The sequence below is a fragment of the Spirosoma flavum genome (genome assembly GCF_042686045.1).
Classification (GTDB): Bacteria; Bacteroidota; Bacteroidia; order Cytophagales; family Spirosomataceae; genus Spirosoma; species Spirosoma flavum.
Genome location: NZ_JBHUOM010000019.1, coordinates 52,217 through 66,779, shown reverse-complemented (window position 1 = coordinate 66,779; position 14,563 = coordinate 52,217). Strand labels below are relative to the sequence as shown.

Here is a 14,563-nt window from a genome sequence, read left to right as displayed (position 1 = left end):
GGGAAATCAAATGAATCCCACAAATCCTGCCGGGCAAACTTTCTGTTCAGACTTTCTCCAACACATTCGTTACGAAAAACGGCTGAGTCATCATACCTTGACTGCCTACACAAATGATTTAGAGCAATTTCGCCTGTTTCTGTTAACGGAATGTAACATTGCTGAACCCGAACGCTCCGACTTTCGACACATCCGCTCGTGGATTGTGAGCTTGGTCGAAGCCGGGACGGATAAATCATCGGTAAACCGGAAGATAGCCACGCTTCGGAGTTTCTTCGGTTTTCTGCTACGACGGAAAGTAATTGATTTCGATCCAACGTCGAAGATTCAGGCGTTGAAAGCTAGTAAAAAATTACCGCAGTACGTTGAAGAGAAACCAATGGAAATGTTGCTCAACGACATTGAGTTTTCCGATACATTTGAGGGCATCCGCGACAAACTAGTACTTGAATTGCTATACGGAACGGGTATTCGTCTGAGCGAACTGATTGGCCTGAAAACCGCTGATGTCAACCTCTACGAGAAGACAATTACTGTACTGGGCAAGCGTAACAAGCACCGGATTATACCCTTGAACCAACCTCTGTTTGAGCTAATTCAGCAGTACTGCCGATCCAAAGAAAACGAGTTCTCCGGCCAGGCCGATGGCATTTATTTAATCGTGAGTGATAAGGGTGTGGCGGCCTATCCAATGCTGATTCAGCGGATTGTGAAGCAGAACCTCACGCTTGTTACAACGCTTGAGAAAAAAAGCCCACACGTATTGCGACACTCGTTTGCCACGCACCTGCTCAACCGGGGCGCCGACCTGAATGCTATTAAAGATTTGCTTGGACACAGTAGTTTAGCCGCTACCCAGATTTATACACATACCAGTCTGGAACAACTAAAAAAGACCTACGATCAGGCTCACCCAAAAGCCAAAAAGTAAGTGGATTTAGTCTGCTAGTGAGCCAATTCATTAGATGATGTCCTCTGTTTTTTTGAGGGAATAGCCAAAGGGTGAGGTGAGTATAGTTGTTGACCAGCGGAGTTTTAGATAGAGAACCAAACCAATTTGGTACGACTCCTTTATGTGTCATGGCAAGAAATAGCCTCAATCGTCGCACCTTCATGAAAGCCACTAGCTTTTCTGCTACAGGTTTTCTACTGGATTTTTCGTCTCTTACTAATCGCTTCTTGTCAGTCCAAGACAAATCTGACCCGACTAAACCGTCGCCTGAATGGATCAAATCGTTATATGAACGCGGAGCGCCAACCACCTACCGGAAAACAAAAAACGAGCTTCAGTACATCGGGATGCCTGTAGGAGGAATTGGTTGCGGGTGTGTGTATTTGGGTGGCGATGGACGGCTTTGGCTTTGGGACATCTTCAACAAAAACCAGACTGGCGTTGTCTATAAAGACGTTCCGTGGCACGAAAAAATACAGAATAACCTGTCGGTTTTGCGCCCATTCGATGGAGCTAACTATGTTGAGCCCGTTAAAGATATTCGCCCACTAGAACAGGGTTTTTCGCTTAAGATTGACTACGAAGGAAAGAGCGTAACCAAACGCTTATTAGCGGAAGATTGGGATGAAATTGAATTTGAAGCCACTTACCCAATGGCGACTATTCGCTATATTGATGCTACGTTGCCGGTTCAGATTTCGTTACACGTGTACTCGCCGTTTATTCCACTGGATGAAACTAATTCGGGGCTGCCCGCTACTATTTACTCCTTCACGATTGCCAATAAAAGCCAGGCTGTGGTAACGGTATCGGTGGTAGGTTGGCTGGAAAATAAAGCGGCTATCTACACGGCAATTGACGACCAATACACTAAGTCGAATAAGGCGGTGCCTAATGGCGTTTTTAGCTCCGTTATCAACAAAAATTGGGCTGATGACGCGTATTCTTTCAAAGCAGATTACGGCAACTTTTGTCTGCTTTCCCTGAATCCCTCTACGGTAGTTAACACGGCTGCTACGCTAGCTCCCGACGTTTTATTTGGTCCCGAAAATGCCCAGCCATCTACCAAACGATTTGACGAAATATTACTGGGAGCGGTACGTAATGCGGTACAGATTCCAGCCAATGTAACGACCGAGTTGAACTATGTTTTAACCTGGTACTTCCCGAATTTATCGTTTCATTCGATAAAGAATGAAACCAAGCGTTACTATACCAACCAATTCAAATCGGCTGCCGAAGTTGGTGCCTATATCCAACAGAATTTCGGAAAACTATCCGGCGAAACCAAAACCTGGTGCCAAACCTGGTATGACCAAAGTACGCTGCCCTACTGGTTTCTGGAGCGGACGTTGCTAAATGTGTCTACGCTAGCCACCACCACAGCACACCGATTTTCGTCGGGGCGGTTTTATGCGTGGGAAGGCGTAGGCTCCTGTGCGGGTACTTGTACGCACGTGTGGCAATACGCGCAGGCGATGGGCCGTCTTTTTCCGGCGCTGGAACGGGATACGCGTGAACGGGTGGATTTAGGATTCGGTTTTCATGAGGACGGCCACATCGGTTTCCGGGCTGAATACGACCAGCAACCCGCCATCGACGGACAAGCCGGGCGAATCTTGGGTATTTATCGCGAACATCAGATGAGTGCTAACGATGAATTTTTGAAACGAAATTGGCCAAAAACAAAACGGGCAATCGAGTATGTGTTGAAACAAGACCGGAATGGCAACGGCATGGTTGACTCACAGCTCGAAAATACACTGGATGCCAAATGGCCGGGCGAAATTGCGTGGCTCGTGGGCCTGTGTCTCACGGCTGTAAAAGCGGGTGAATGTATGGCTGAGGAAGTCAACGACGCTGACTTTGCCGCTGTTTGTAAAGCTTTCGTCGAAAAGGGAAAGGCTGGTATGGAATCGCAACTGTTTAATGGCGAGTACTTTATTCATCTCCCCGACCCTAAATTAGGCAAAACGGTATTGGGCTCTTACGACACCTGCCACATCGATCAGGTGTATGGTCAGTCGTGGGCGTTTCAAGTTGGTTTAGGTCGAATTATTGATCAACAGAAAACACTGTCGGCACTGCGAGCTCTCTGGAAATACAATTTTGTGACTGATGTTGGACCGTACCTCACCAGCCATCATGGCGGGCGTCCGTACGCTTTACCCGGCGAAGGCGGTATGCTGATGAATACCAGCCCAACGAATGAAACCATTCCGTATGGCGTAAAGGATGCCTGGCAGGTTACCTATTTTCACGAATGCATGAGCGGATTTGAGCATCAGGTGGCCGGACACATGATTGCCGAAGGCATGACCGACGAAGGACTTGCTGTAATAAAAACGGTTCATGATCGTTACCATGCCGCTAAACGGAATCCATTTAACGAAGTGGAGTGCAGCGATCATTACGCGCGGGCAATGGCTAGTTACGGGGCGTTTATTACGGCCTGTGGCTACACGTATCACGGGCCGAAAGGAGAAATATCATTTGCACCAAAATGGAACACCGGCAAGTTCACAACTCCGTTTACTGCCGCCGAAGGTTGGGGTACGTATGCTCAGCAGAAACAGGGTAAACTATACGAATACCGCGTTGATGTAAAGTATGGCTCTCTTCAGCTAGAGCAGCTTACCGTTGAGAAAAACGATGCTAAGCCCGCCAAAAAAGTGACAGCTACGCTGGGAGATCAGTCCATACCTATTCAACTGAAACAGAATGCCAAAACGCTAACAATAAAATTTCCCACTCGCCACAAACTTCAGGTCAACCAACCTTTACTTGTGGTGGTGCATACTTAATTATCGGACTGAATCCGACGAACGTCTATTTTTGCGTTATGAATATTCTTACAATGAGCCAAACGCTGTTCTACCTTATTGAGCAGCAAACTGATTCAGAGAAGGCGGTCACTTACCTTCGCCAACAGACAGATGCATTTCATGCGAACCCACAAGTAGCTACGTTCTATCGCGTATTTACGGCTCTGCCTCGCTTTGTGGGTAAACAAACTGTTAGCGTGCCGTCTGATATAACGTTTGCTTTAGAGCGCGTACGGCCCGGTTTCACTGTAGCCGATTGGACGCTTGATCGACTGGCGCGGGTGTGGTGGCTACTTCAACTCCCCGCCGATGACGAAATTGCCTACGTCAAAACCATCAGCCAACTATTTAAAGCGGGTGAACTCAATGAACTGGTGGCCCTTTATTCGGCTTTGCCGGTTTTAAGCTTTCCCGAAGCTTGGAAGTTTCAGGCGACAGAAGGTATTCGAAATAATATTGCCGATGTTCAGTCTGCGATCATGCTTCACAATCCTTACCCCGCCGATTACTTTGATGAATCGGCCTGGAATCAGATGATTCTTAAAGCATTTTTTACCGATAAAGACGTTACGCAAATTACTGGCTTAAACGAACGAAAAAACGCCCGACTCGCCCAAACGCTGACAGATTATACTGCCGAACGTCGGGCTGCCGGGCGTACTTTACCTGCTCATATTGAGGAATTGATGTAACGTGGATATATATAGACCTATAAGGTTTTTGAAAAAACTTTATAGGTCTCATCTTGCAGTGGTGTCGGTTATTAGTAACAGACACCACTGCATTAATTTAAAGCGAGGGGTTTCCACGGCAATGGCTGACCGTCCACGTTACCTTAATAAAACCGATACGAAATACCTGCCGATAACATCAGTGACGGAGCACTATTCTTCAATAAGTCGTAGTTAAAGAATACGTTTTGATACTGCGCTTGAATCTCGGCTCCTAAACCCCGGTCACGTTTACCATAGTACTTAAGGCCAATGGCAGGAGCAATAGCGCCCTTAAAACCATTTTTTGGATCGGCTAGCGTCCCGAAGTAATTGGTGTAGTTAACAAATGCACCCCCGCCCGCAAACTGGACGTAAGGTCGCAGGGCAGCGGCATTGTCGGCGAAGTAATATGAGAGTGAAACCATTGCCGGAATAATCGATAACGTTCGGGTTTGCACTGCCGAAATAGCCTGGTCGCCATACTGATAAACCTGACGATCAAGCCGTTGCTGGCTGTACTGATAGCCCGTTTTTAAGCCTATCGAAAACCGTTTTGGAAACAACCACTCGCCATCTATGGCAAGATTGGTAGGCGATATTTTATTAATATACCCCTGTTGTCCGCCGAATGGAAAAGCAACACCGTAACGTGCCGAAATATTAAACGTGACATATTGCTGATACGGTGACGGAAAAGCATCATCACCCGTATTGTCGTTTTTATACTGCGCCCAGGCCGTTGTTGTTAACGCCATAAGGGCAAAAAGTGCTATTATCGGTTTCATGATTACCTATTCAGTTGCCTTTAAATAAGGCGATTGATTAAAAATGGCGGTTATAGCCGTGTCCACTGCTTGCTGATCAGTGATATCTGTACCCCGGATCGTTGCGTCATAAATGACATTCAGCTGCTGCTGATCGGTACCCGTGCCTGTTGCCGGGCGATTTTTTAGATCAACAATCTGAATCTCCCAGTACTGGTCGGTAACCTGATATGTGTAATAGCTAGGGTAATAAGGTGAATACCCATAACCGCCTAACCCACCATAACCACCACCCCAATAGCTCGAATAATACGAATATGGATTTGACGCAACACCCGTATACTGATTGTTAACCCGAATAATTGCCACGCCTAAATCGGCGCTATCTCCTCTTGTAACCCGCTTGAATCCTTTCGCTGTCAGGGAGTTCGCTACGTTTGTTACGAACCGGCTCGAAATATCAGTTTGTCCCGTGCTATAGGCATCGTTAGACTCAATCACCACCGAGTCGGGCAGGCTAAACGTTTTATATTGGCTAAAATTAACCGAGCGGTCGTAGTTCGTAATGTATACCGGACTGTCAGCTGGGCTTAAATCGTTGATTGCATTTTCACGGCAGGCCGTTAACCCACCGCCCACTAGGAGAAGTAGAGACGCCCATACGCTCCACTTTACTGGCTTAAATTGTTGACGCATTTTCATTGTTGCATTTGTTGTATGACTATCTATAAAACGGATAGACTAGTAGGAAGGTTGTATATGGAATTAAAATGTTGCTAAAATTCGTGCAGAAAAGAGGTGTATTTTTGCGGAACTTTGCGCCCCAACTGACGTTTTTATAACGCCCTTAACGTAGAAGAACTATGGATTTTATGGATTCAATTCGTGGTATGTCGTTTTTCGATATGCACGTTCATATGACCTCCCGCACAACCGACGATTATCAGGCTATGGCCGATGCAGGCGTAGTAGCCTTGATCGAACCGGCTTTCTGGTTGGGACAGCCTCGCTCGGGTGTAGATTCGTTCCGGGATTATTTTGCCAGTCTGGTAGGATGGGAGCGATTTCGGGCGTCGCAGTTTGGTATTCGGCACTATTGCACCATTGGGTTGAACTCCAAAGAGGCTAATCAGGAAGAATTAGCTGAACAGGTTATGGAAATTCTGCCATTATTTATCTATAAAGAAGGCGTTGTGGGTATAGGCGAAATTGGATTTGACGACCAGACGCCTGCTGAAGATAAATACTACCGGGCACAGTTGGATTTAGCCAAAGAAGCTGGCCTTCCTGTGCAGATTCACACGCCCCACCGCGATAAAAAGCAAGGAACCAGCCGAAGTATGGCCATTGCACTCGAACACGGCCTGGAACCGGGTATGGTTATCGTAGATCATAACAATGAAGAAACGGTACGCGAGGTGTTGGACAGAGGTTTCTGGGCTGGTTTTACCATTTATCCATTTACCAAAATGGGTAATGAGCGAATGGTTGACATTGTGAAGCAATACGGACCGGAGCGCATTATGATTAACTCTGCCGCCGACTGGGGGATTAGCGATCCATTGGCCGTACCCAAAACGGCTGCATTGATGAAACAGCGTGGTATTTCGGACGAGGCCATCAAACTTGTAAGCTTCACTAATGCCGTAACAGCCTTCGCCCAAAGTGGTCAACTTAGCCTGGACGACCTCACTCAACCGATAGGTATTGATCAGAGCCAGCGTTATAATGGTAGCTCGGTTCTACGCGGTGGGCAGGCTCCAAGAATAGACAAAGAATCAACAATTATTAAATAGTGAGTGTGGTGTCGGTTTAGACCGGGCTGTTGCTCCTGAAACCAACACGCTACTTATAAACGCTATACATATGTCGGTTTCGATGGGGCTGGTGCTTCACAAACCGACACCACTACATGAACAAAACAAAGGCATTTCTCTCCCTCACTCGCCCTGCCAATCTCGTTACCGCTGTTGCCGATGTGTTAGCGGGTATGGCTATTGCGGGGTATTTTATGATCCCCGACGCTTCCCCGGCGCCTATCGGCTGGCTTAGTTTAGCAACGGTCGGACTGTATGGTGGGGGCGTAGTATTCAATGATGTTTTCGATGCCGAGCTAGATGCCGTCGAGCGTCCCGAGCGCCCCATTCCCAGTGGTATAGTCAGTAAAGTTGCCGCTACTCTATTAGGAACCGGCCTATTGATTATTGGTATTGCTGCTTCGTTTTTAGTGAATCAAACGGCTGGTTTTCTGGCCATTGGGATTAGTGTAGCCTCGCTTGTGTATGATCGGTTTGGTAAGCATCATAACTGGTTAGGGCCCGTTAATATGGGACTTTGCCGAGGGTTGAATTTACTGTTAGGTGTAAGTATTCTACCCGACCAAGTTTTGCCATGGGCGTGGGTTGGGGTTGTACCGATTGCCTATATTGCCGCTATAACGATGATCAGCAGGGGAGAGGTTCATGGCGGTAGTCCAACTATATTGCGGGTTGCCGGACTATTTTACGCACTCGTAATCGGCTGTGTAGCGGCTTTGGCACAACGGCAGCAGCAGCTAGGTACGGCGTTGCCCTTTCTGCTTCTGTTTGGATACTATATTTTCCCCCCACTTTGGCGGGCGGTAAAAGAACCTGTTGGTCGAAACATCGGTATGGCTGTGCAGGCGGGAGTATTATCGCTCATTGTCATGAATGCGGCATGGGTAGCGGCTTTCGCATCATTTCCGCTGGCAATGTTGGTGTTTTGTCTGTTACCCCTATCACGATTGTTAGCGAAGGCATTTGCTGTAACGTAATTTGTCAAATCAAAGTGGGTCAGGCCGACTATACAGCGTATAGTCGGCCTGACCCACTTTGATTTGAGGTGTCTTATTTAGGCGTTTGCAGGTGTGCAGAATTCTTCCAGCGCCATTTCCAGGTGCTGAGCAATCATCTGCGCCGAGCGCCCTTCAATGTGGTGCCGCTCAATAAAATGTACTAAATCACCATCTTTAAAAATACCGATTGCAGGCGATGATGGTGGATAAGGAAGCAGATATTCCCGCATCTTGGCGGTAGCTTCCAGATCACTACCGGCAAATACAGTTACCATCTTGTCCGGCTTTATGGCACTAGCCGCCAGAGCTGATTTCACTCCTGGACGAGCCGCACCAGCTGCACAGCCACAAACCGAGTTCACAACAACAAGCATTGTGCCCTCTGCGTTTTCCATTGTGTTCACCACATCGTCAGCAGTGGTCAATTCTTCAAACCCGACGCTCGTCAGGTCTTCCCGCATCGGGATAAGCAAATGAGGAGGATACATAATTTTTGTGATTAATTAATAGTCAATTGCCACAAGCCACTGTTAGTTGTTTAGGTAACGAATGGCCAACAACATAAATTTACATAAATCCAAGTTCAAGTTTCGCTACTTCCGACATGAGTTCGGTCGAATAGGGAGGATCAAACGTTAGTTCAACACTAACATCATTAACGATGTCGATAGCTCGTATTTTCTCTTCAATCTCAGCCGGGATTGACCCTGCCGATGGGCACGAAGGTGAGGTTAGCGTCATCAAAATATAAACGTTGTTGACGGGAAATATCTTGATGTCGTAAATAAGACCTAGCTCGTACACATCTACCGGAATTTCGGGATCGTAAACGCCTTTAAGGGCTAATACGACTTGTTCTTTCAGTTCTTCGTCTGTCATGACATAACAATTAAACAGTTTTTTCGGTGTATGCGCGGCCGTACGCTTTCATCCGTTCAATCATCGAAGCCAGTCCACCGGCCCGTAAGGAGGTAATCAAATTACCCATACCGACTTGCGGAATAAAGTATAAGTCAGCCTTGGCAATATCTTCAGGTTTTTGACCTGACAGCACCCGAATCAGCAGGCCAATCAGACCTTTGGATATTTGCGCTGTTGGTTCAGAATCGCCGTAAAAATACAGACCATCTCCTTTCAATTCGCCATCTAACCACACTTTCGACTGGCATCCCATAATCCGATTATCGTCTGTTTTAGCCGATTCGGGCATAAGAGGCAGTTTTTTTCCTAAATCAATAATGTATTGCGTCTTGTCGAGTTGATCATCGAACAAGTCGAATTCCTCAATGATCTCGTCTTGTATTTCGTTAATTGTCATAATTAGATTCTCCCTAAAGGCTGCCCCATTGCACGAAGGGCCAATATTCGAAGCGTTTCGTCCTGATACTGGACTAATCTATACTTTCGGACAAACACCTCTCGAATAAAGCTTATATCAACATCTGGTACTATCCGTCCCATTTCTGGAAACTTTATTAGCAAGTCAACTTTCTTGTTTAGCTCGTCTGACCAATCTTCGGCTAAGACGGGAGAGTAATCGTAATAATTACTGTATGCTTTTCTAACCTCTTCCTTTGCACTGTCATTCCAGATTAAATTCATGCTACGTTCCCGCTCCCTCTTTTCTGTGCTTTGAATTCATTGAATTCTTGCATAAAATCTTTGTGAGAAGTGCCTGGTTCGCTTTCCGCTTCCCGAAGTCGCTCATTAATTAATCGTATAAACAAAATTCGTTCGATCAATTGATCTGCTGTTACCTGGTCGGGTAAATTTCCAAAACTTTCGATGACCTGATTTTTGTTCAACAGTGTTTCTGTTTCCATACAGTGCGGTATATAAAAATCAAAGCATCATTTTCTGAACCCGGCAAAGCCCCTGCACGAGCCGGTCAATTTCATCTCTGGTGTTATAAACCGCAAATGACGCCCGCGTAGTTCCGGCAATACCAAAACGGTGCATAAGTGGTTGAGTGCAGTGATGACCCGTTCTGACGGCAATGCCCTGCTGGTCCAGAATCACGCCCGTATCCTGGTGATGAATACCGTCCAGTACAAAAGATATGACACCAATTTTGTGCGCTGCCTGTCCAACAATTCGTAGGCCCTTCAACTCACTCAATTGTTCTGTAGCATAGTGTAGTAGATCGTTTTCGTGCGCTGCAATGTTTTCTTTTCCCAAACCCGCCATGTAGTCAAGGGCACTTTTGACCGCAATCACATCGGCAATATTAGGTGTGCCGGCCTCAAATTTATAAGGAATGTCATTATAAGTGGTCTTGGCAAACGTGACCTCTTTGATCATTTCACCCCCGCCCCGATAAGGAGGCATCGAGTCAAGAATTTCTTTCTTGCCATACAAAACCCCCATACCCGTTGGGCCGTAAAGTTTGTGTGCCGAGAGAACGTAAAAATCAACGTCGAGCGCCTGTACGTCAATCTCGAGGTGTGAACTGGCTTGTGCACCATCAATCAATACCAGTGCTCCGACAGCGTGTGCTTTGTCGATAATCGTCTTGATCGGATTTATCGTTCCGAGAGAATTAGAGACGTGAACGCAGGAAACGAACTTAGTCCGTTCCGTCAATAGTTTTTCATATTCTTCCAGAATAAGTTCGCCTTGGTCATTTACTGGAATGACTTTCAGAACGCATCCTTTCTCTTCACAAAGCATCTGCCAGGGGACTATATTGGAGTGATGCTCCATCGTCGAGATAATGATCTCATCGCCCTCTTTTAAAAACCGTCGACCGTAAGTTTGGGCTACCAGATTGATGCCGTCGGTGGTGCCATAGGTGAAAATAATTTCCTGCCAGTGCTTTGCATTAAGGAACTCCTGCATTGCCCGGCGTGATGCTTCAAAGGCAGCTGTTGCCTGTTCGGCCAAATGGTGAATGCCCCGGTGAATATTGGCATTGTATCCCTCGTAGTATTGGGTTATTGCGTTAATGACCGATTGCGGCTTCTGATTCGTAGCGGCATTATCAAAATACACCAACGGGCGACCGTTAATTTCCTGGTGAAGCACCGGGAAATCCTGGCGAATTTGCTGAATATCGAGGGTAGTTTCTATTGCTGATTGCATGTCGTGTTCGTACCGAAAAGAGGTAAGATAAACGTAACGCTGACCGAAGAGTCATCTGTAAAACGTAAATCAAGGGCGGTTAGGTTCGTATAAAATCTATAGTCTGCGTAAAACGATTACCTGGTTGCGTAAAGTTTTGCTTCGACGAAAATTGTCATCGGCAATTAACACAAGCGTCTGCTTTTGTGCATCAGCCCAGGCCACTGCTTCAAGATTACAGACGGTACCCGGAAACTGGCGGTTAAAATCGAACGCTAATTCCTTTCGTAATCTATGTGTCGTTTCGTCTAGAGTCGCCAGATATAGGTTCGCCGTAACTCGCTTCTGGCTGGCATCGTAGCATCGTTCCAGAACGAGTATTTGTGTATCATCTACCGCCAGTATTTCCGAAATCCCCCCTAACCGTTCTTCTCCCTGCGCAAAGGCGCAGCGGTTTATAGGGTAAGAAAATCGCTCGACAACTGGATCAGCTGCGCGTGGATTTGGGTAGCGGAAAAACGTTATCGTATCCTGACTCATGCGGGTTTCGCCCTCCCAACCGGCTTCGGGAGCGATCCAGAGGGTGCCCGATGGGGTTAGTGCCAGCCCTACGAGACCTTTATTGGGACCTGGCAATGGCATTTTTAACAACACCTGAGCCGCACTGTCACGAATAGTTTTGCCGTATTGAACTGACGTAACAAATTCGTGTTCATCGGCCCAGAAGTAAGTTCCGGTTTTGACATCGTATCGAACTCCTTCGAACCAGAAGGGCGTCTTTTGAGACATCTTTAAGCGTGAACTGTCGCTCAGATCACGGATAGTTCGGATGTTGTTGAACGTAAAGTGCCATCCACGGTCACTCACCAGATGCCACTCGCCCGTTGTTGGTACAATGTCCAGACCCGAAATGCCCCGCAGGCTATCATGAACCAGCGGAATCGTCATCGAATCACCTTCGAAGATAAAGCGTAACTTTTGCCCTGAGACAGCGTTCGCCATGACCAGAAAAAAAGAGAGTAAACGGAGTAATCTCATGTATACCTGAAGCAGGGACTAACTTAAAAAAATATCGGTCAGTAAATCAGTACTTTCTACCTGATTTACTGACCGACTTGTCAAGCAGTCAACTGACTTATTTTGTCAACTTTTCGCGTACTACCCCTTCCAGATACTCACGGATAGGCTGAATTTTGATCTGGCTCAGTATGTCCTGCGAGAAAGCATATAACAGTAACGTCCGGGCTTCATCTTTCGGAATACCCCGCGAGCGCATGTAAAATAAAGCCTCGTCGTTTAGCTGGCCGGTGGTGGTACCGTGCGAACATTTTACATCATCGGCATAAATCTCCAGTTGCGGCTTGGTATTCATCGTAGCCCCAGGCGACAGCACCACGTTCTTACACGACTGGTAAGCATTGGTTTTCTGGGCATCGGGTCGAACGAAAATTTTGCCGTTAAATACGCCTGTACTGTTATCGTCCAGAATACCCTTGTAGAGTTCATTGCTGTACGAATTGGGCATGGCGTGATCGACAAGTGTGTGATTATCCACATGTTGCCGACCATTAGGCATGTACAGGCCATACATAAAGGCTTCTGTATGCTGGCCGTTAAGCACAATATTCAGGTTATTGCGAACAAAGCTGCCATTGAGCGTTATCGCGGCTGAATAAAAGTGGCTGCTATCGGCTTGATTCACCTGCGTGGTGCCAATATGATACGCTTTTTCTGTTTCGTTCAGCACTTTATAATACTGCATCCGGGCGTCGCGGTCGAGCACAATTTCAGTGACGACGTTAACAAAACTGGACTTTTCGCCAAGCGTCCGATAGGACTCGGCCACCATCACTTCCGAATTTTTGCCGACAACAATAAGGTTACGCGGCTGCGAGGCCACATTTTTATCGCGGGCATCGGTAATAAAACGTAGAATAATGGGTTGCTCAACAGTTGAATTATTCGGCACCCGAACAACTACGCCATCGCTAGCCATAGCCGTGTTCAGCGCTGTAAACGCATTTTTTTGATAATCAGCATACCGGGCGAAATGCGATCCGATAAAATCAGGATCAGCCTTCATGGCTTCGGCAAAACTCATGATTTGAACTTGATCGGCTGGGCTGACAATGCGCGAAAGCTCGGGATGGTACAGGCCGTTAATAAAGTACAGAAGATTACCTTCGAGGTTCGGAATTTCTAATGGAACAAGGTCAGCCGCCGTCAGTGTAGACGTTGTATCGAGGCCAAAGTCTTCTTTAAGCAACCCATTGACACTAGAATATTTCCATTCTTCGTGCCGAATAGTGGGGAACCCAAGCTGCTCAAACTGTTTCAGAGCCGCCCGCCGAAGCTGGTGCAACGGAGTCTTCCGTTCGCCGTTCATGCGCTCTTCGTTATCTCGAAAAGATGTCAGCAGCTGCTCTTTAAAATCGTTATATGATGCGTAGGAGGGAGTCATCTTTTTAATGAGAAATGAGAAATGATAACCGGGTCGCCGAAGCGATGACAAATGATCCGTAGTTCGGATCATTCATTAGTTACCATGCATCATTGATTTATACCGCAGCTTCGGCTTCAGCCTTAATCCAGTCGTACCCTTTTTCTTCCAGTTCGAGAGCCAGTTCTTTTGGACCAGACTTCACAATACGACCTTTATATAATACGTGCACGAAGTCGGGCACGATATAATCCAGCAACCGCTGATAGTGGGTTACTAAAATCGTTGCCCGCTCTGGCGACCGAAGTTTATTTACGCCATCCGCTACAATGCGTAGCGCATCAATGTCCAGACCCGAATCGGTTTCATCCAGAATCGCCAGTTTCGGTTCGAGCATAGCCATCTGGAAAATTTCATTTCGTTTCTTTTCCCCGCCCGAAAATCCTTCGTTCAATGATCGGCTTAGTAATGACTGATCAATGTTGACGAGTTTCATTTTCTCTTTCATCAACTTCAGAAACTGCACCGCATCAAGCGATTCCTGACCGCGATACTTACGGATTTCGTTCAGCGCTGTTTTCAGGAAATTTGTCGTACTGACACCAGGAATCTCTATAGGATACTGAAAAGCCAGAAAAATACCTTCGGCTGCCCGCTCTTCAGGAGCCATATCTAATAAATCCTTACCATCGAATAATACGCTACCGCTCGTTACATCATAGTCTTGACGACCTGCCAATACTGATGCCAGCGTGCTCTTGCCAGCTCCGTTAGGACCCATAATGGCGTGAACCTCACCAGCATTGACTTGCAGGTTGAGACCTCTTAGTATTTCTTTAGTGCCGATTGAGGCATGTAAATTACTGATGGATAACATAATAGGTTGTATCGTGACCACTCTAAATAAAGCCGCAAAGATAACAGACGAAACGGCATCTACGTTGTAGGATAACAAAATCGGACGTTTAAAAGTTGTCGTGTCTTGTTTATATGA

General features: G+C 46.6%; 16 protein-coding genes. 5 read left to right on the top strand and 11 right to left on the bottom strand.

Translation table 11 applies throughout. From position 1 onward, the window contains the following. The first annotated feature begins 10 nt into the window (after nucleotides 1–10). From ACFS25_RS17375 to ACFS25_RS17365, 3 genes are all read left to right on the top strand, one after another. Nucleotides 11–931: a tyrosine-type recombinase/integrase gene (locus tag ACFS25_RS17375; RefSeq protein WP_381503598.1), complete on the top strand. Its 921-nt coding sequence runs from the start codon at nucleotides 11–13 to the stop codon at nucleotides 929–931. A gap of 182 nt (nucleotides 932–1,113) precedes the next feature. Further along, the gene (locus ACFS25_RS17370) at nucleotides 1,114–3,756 is read left to right on the top strand and encodes a GH116 family glycosyl-hydrolase (RefSeq protein ID WP_381503596.1); all 2,643 of its coding nucleotides are present in this window, start codon (nucleotides 1,114–1,116) and stop codon (nucleotides 3,754–3,756) included. Nucleotides 3,757–3,794: 38 nt separating this feature from the next. Then, complete coding sequence (locus ACFS25_RS17365) at nucleotides 3,795–4,469, top strand: EboA domain-containing protein (RefSeq protein WP_381503593.1); 675 nt, start codon at nucleotides 3,795–3,797, stop codon at nucleotides 4,467–4,469. 143 nt (nucleotides 4,470–4,612) lie between these two features. Here ACFS25_RS17365 and ACFS25_RS17360 read toward each other — a convergent pair whose 3' ends face one another. Then, nucleotides 4,613–5,275, bottom strand: coding sequence for a porin family protein (locus tag ACFS25_RS17360; protein ID WP_381503591.1), 663 nt, complete (start codon nucleotides 5,273–5,275; stop codon nucleotides 4,613–4,615). A gap of 6 nt (nucleotides 5,276–5,281) precedes the next feature. Further along, complete coding sequence (locus tag ACFS25_RS17355; protein ID WP_381503589.1) at nucleotides 5,282–5,956, bottom strand: DUF4136 domain-containing protein; 675 nt, start codon at nucleotides 5,954–5,956, stop codon at nucleotides 5,282–5,284. 161 nt (nucleotides 5,957–6,117) lie between these two features. Between ACFS25_RS17355 and ACFS25_RS17350 the strand changes: the two genes are divergently transcribed. Then, nucleotides 6,118–7,050: a TatD family hydrolase gene (locus tag ACFS25_RS17350; protein ID WP_381503587.1), complete on the top strand. Its 933-nt coding sequence runs from the start codon at nucleotides 6,118–6,120 to the stop codon at nucleotides 7,048–7,050. Between the two features lie 116 nt (nucleotides 7,051–7,166). After that, nucleotides 7,167–8,048, top strand: a complete 882-nt coding sequence (gene eboC / locus ACFS25_RS17345) for a UbiA-like protein EboC (RefSeq protein ID WP_381503585.1) — start codon at nucleotides 7,167–7,169, stop codon at nucleotides 8,046–8,048. A gap of 77 nt (nucleotides 8,049–8,125) precedes the next feature. Here the strand turns inward: eboC and ACFS25_RS17340 are convergent, their stop codons facing one another. The 9 genes from ACFS25_RS17340 to sufC form a co-directional block, all read right to left on the bottom strand. Further along, entirely contained in the window at nucleotides 8,126–8,557 is a 432-nt protein-coding gene (locus ACFS25_RS17340) for a BrxA/BrxB family bacilliredoxin (protein WP_381503583.1), read from the bottom strand. Between the two features lie 79 nt (nucleotides 8,558–8,636). Beyond that, the gene (locus ACFS25_RS17335) at nucleotides 8,637–8,948 is read right to left on the bottom strand and encodes a DUF59 domain-containing protein (RefSeq protein ID WP_381503581.1); all 312 of its coding nucleotides are present in this window, start codon (nucleotides 8,946–8,948) and stop codon (nucleotides 8,637–8,639) included. 10 nt (nucleotides 8,949–8,958) lie between these two features. Then, nucleotides 8,959–9,387: a SufE family protein gene (locus tag ACFS25_RS17330; RefSeq protein WP_381503579.1), complete on the bottom strand. Its 429-nt coding sequence runs from the start codon at nucleotides 9,385–9,387 to the stop codon at nucleotides 8,959–8,961. Between the two features lie 2 nt (nucleotides 9,388–9,389). Beyond that, the gene (locus ACFS25_RS17325; protein ID WP_381503578.1) at nucleotides 9,390–9,671 is read right to left on the bottom strand and encodes a type II toxin-antitoxin system RelE/ParE family toxin; all 282 of its coding nucleotides are present in this window, start codon (nucleotides 9,669–9,671) and stop codon (nucleotides 9,390–9,392) included. Then, nucleotides 9,668–9,892 carry a hypothetical protein gene (locus ACFS25_RS17320; protein ID WP_381503577.1) on the bottom strand — a complete coding sequence of 75 codons (225 nt, stop codon included), beginning with the start codon at nucleotides 9,890–9,892 and terminating at the stop codon, nucleotides 9,668–9,670. The genes ACFS25_RS17325 and ACFS25_RS17320 overlap by 4 nt, the downstream gene beginning before the upstream one ends. 19 nt (nucleotides 9,893–9,911) lie before the next feature. Further along, nucleotides 9,912–11,150, bottom strand: a complete 1,239-nt coding sequence (locus ACFS25_RS17315) for a SufS family cysteine desulfurase (RefSeq protein WP_381503575.1) — start codon at nucleotides 11,148–11,150, stop codon at nucleotides 9,912–9,914. Nucleotides 11,151–11,246: 96 nt separating this feature from the next. Then, complete coding sequence (locus tag ACFS25_RS17310) at nucleotides 11,247–12,167, bottom strand: esterase-like activity of phytase family protein (protein WP_381503573.1); 921 nt, start codon at nucleotides 12,165–12,167, stop codon at nucleotides 11,247–11,249. A gap of 97 nt (nucleotides 12,168–12,264) precedes the next feature. Further along, entirely contained in the window at nucleotides 12,265–13,590 is a 1,326-nt protein-coding gene (gene sufD / locus ACFS25_RS17305; RefSeq protein WP_381503571.1) for a Fe-S cluster assembly protein SufD, read from the bottom strand. Between the two features lie 97 nt (nucleotides 13,591–13,687). Next, a complete protein-coding gene (sufC, locus tag ACFS25_RS17300; protein ID WP_381503570.1) occupies nucleotides 13,688–14,446 on the bottom strand; it encodes a Fe-S cluster assembly ATPase SufC in 759 nt (252 codons plus the stop codon). Nucleotides 14,447–14,563 lie beyond the last annotated feature (117 nt).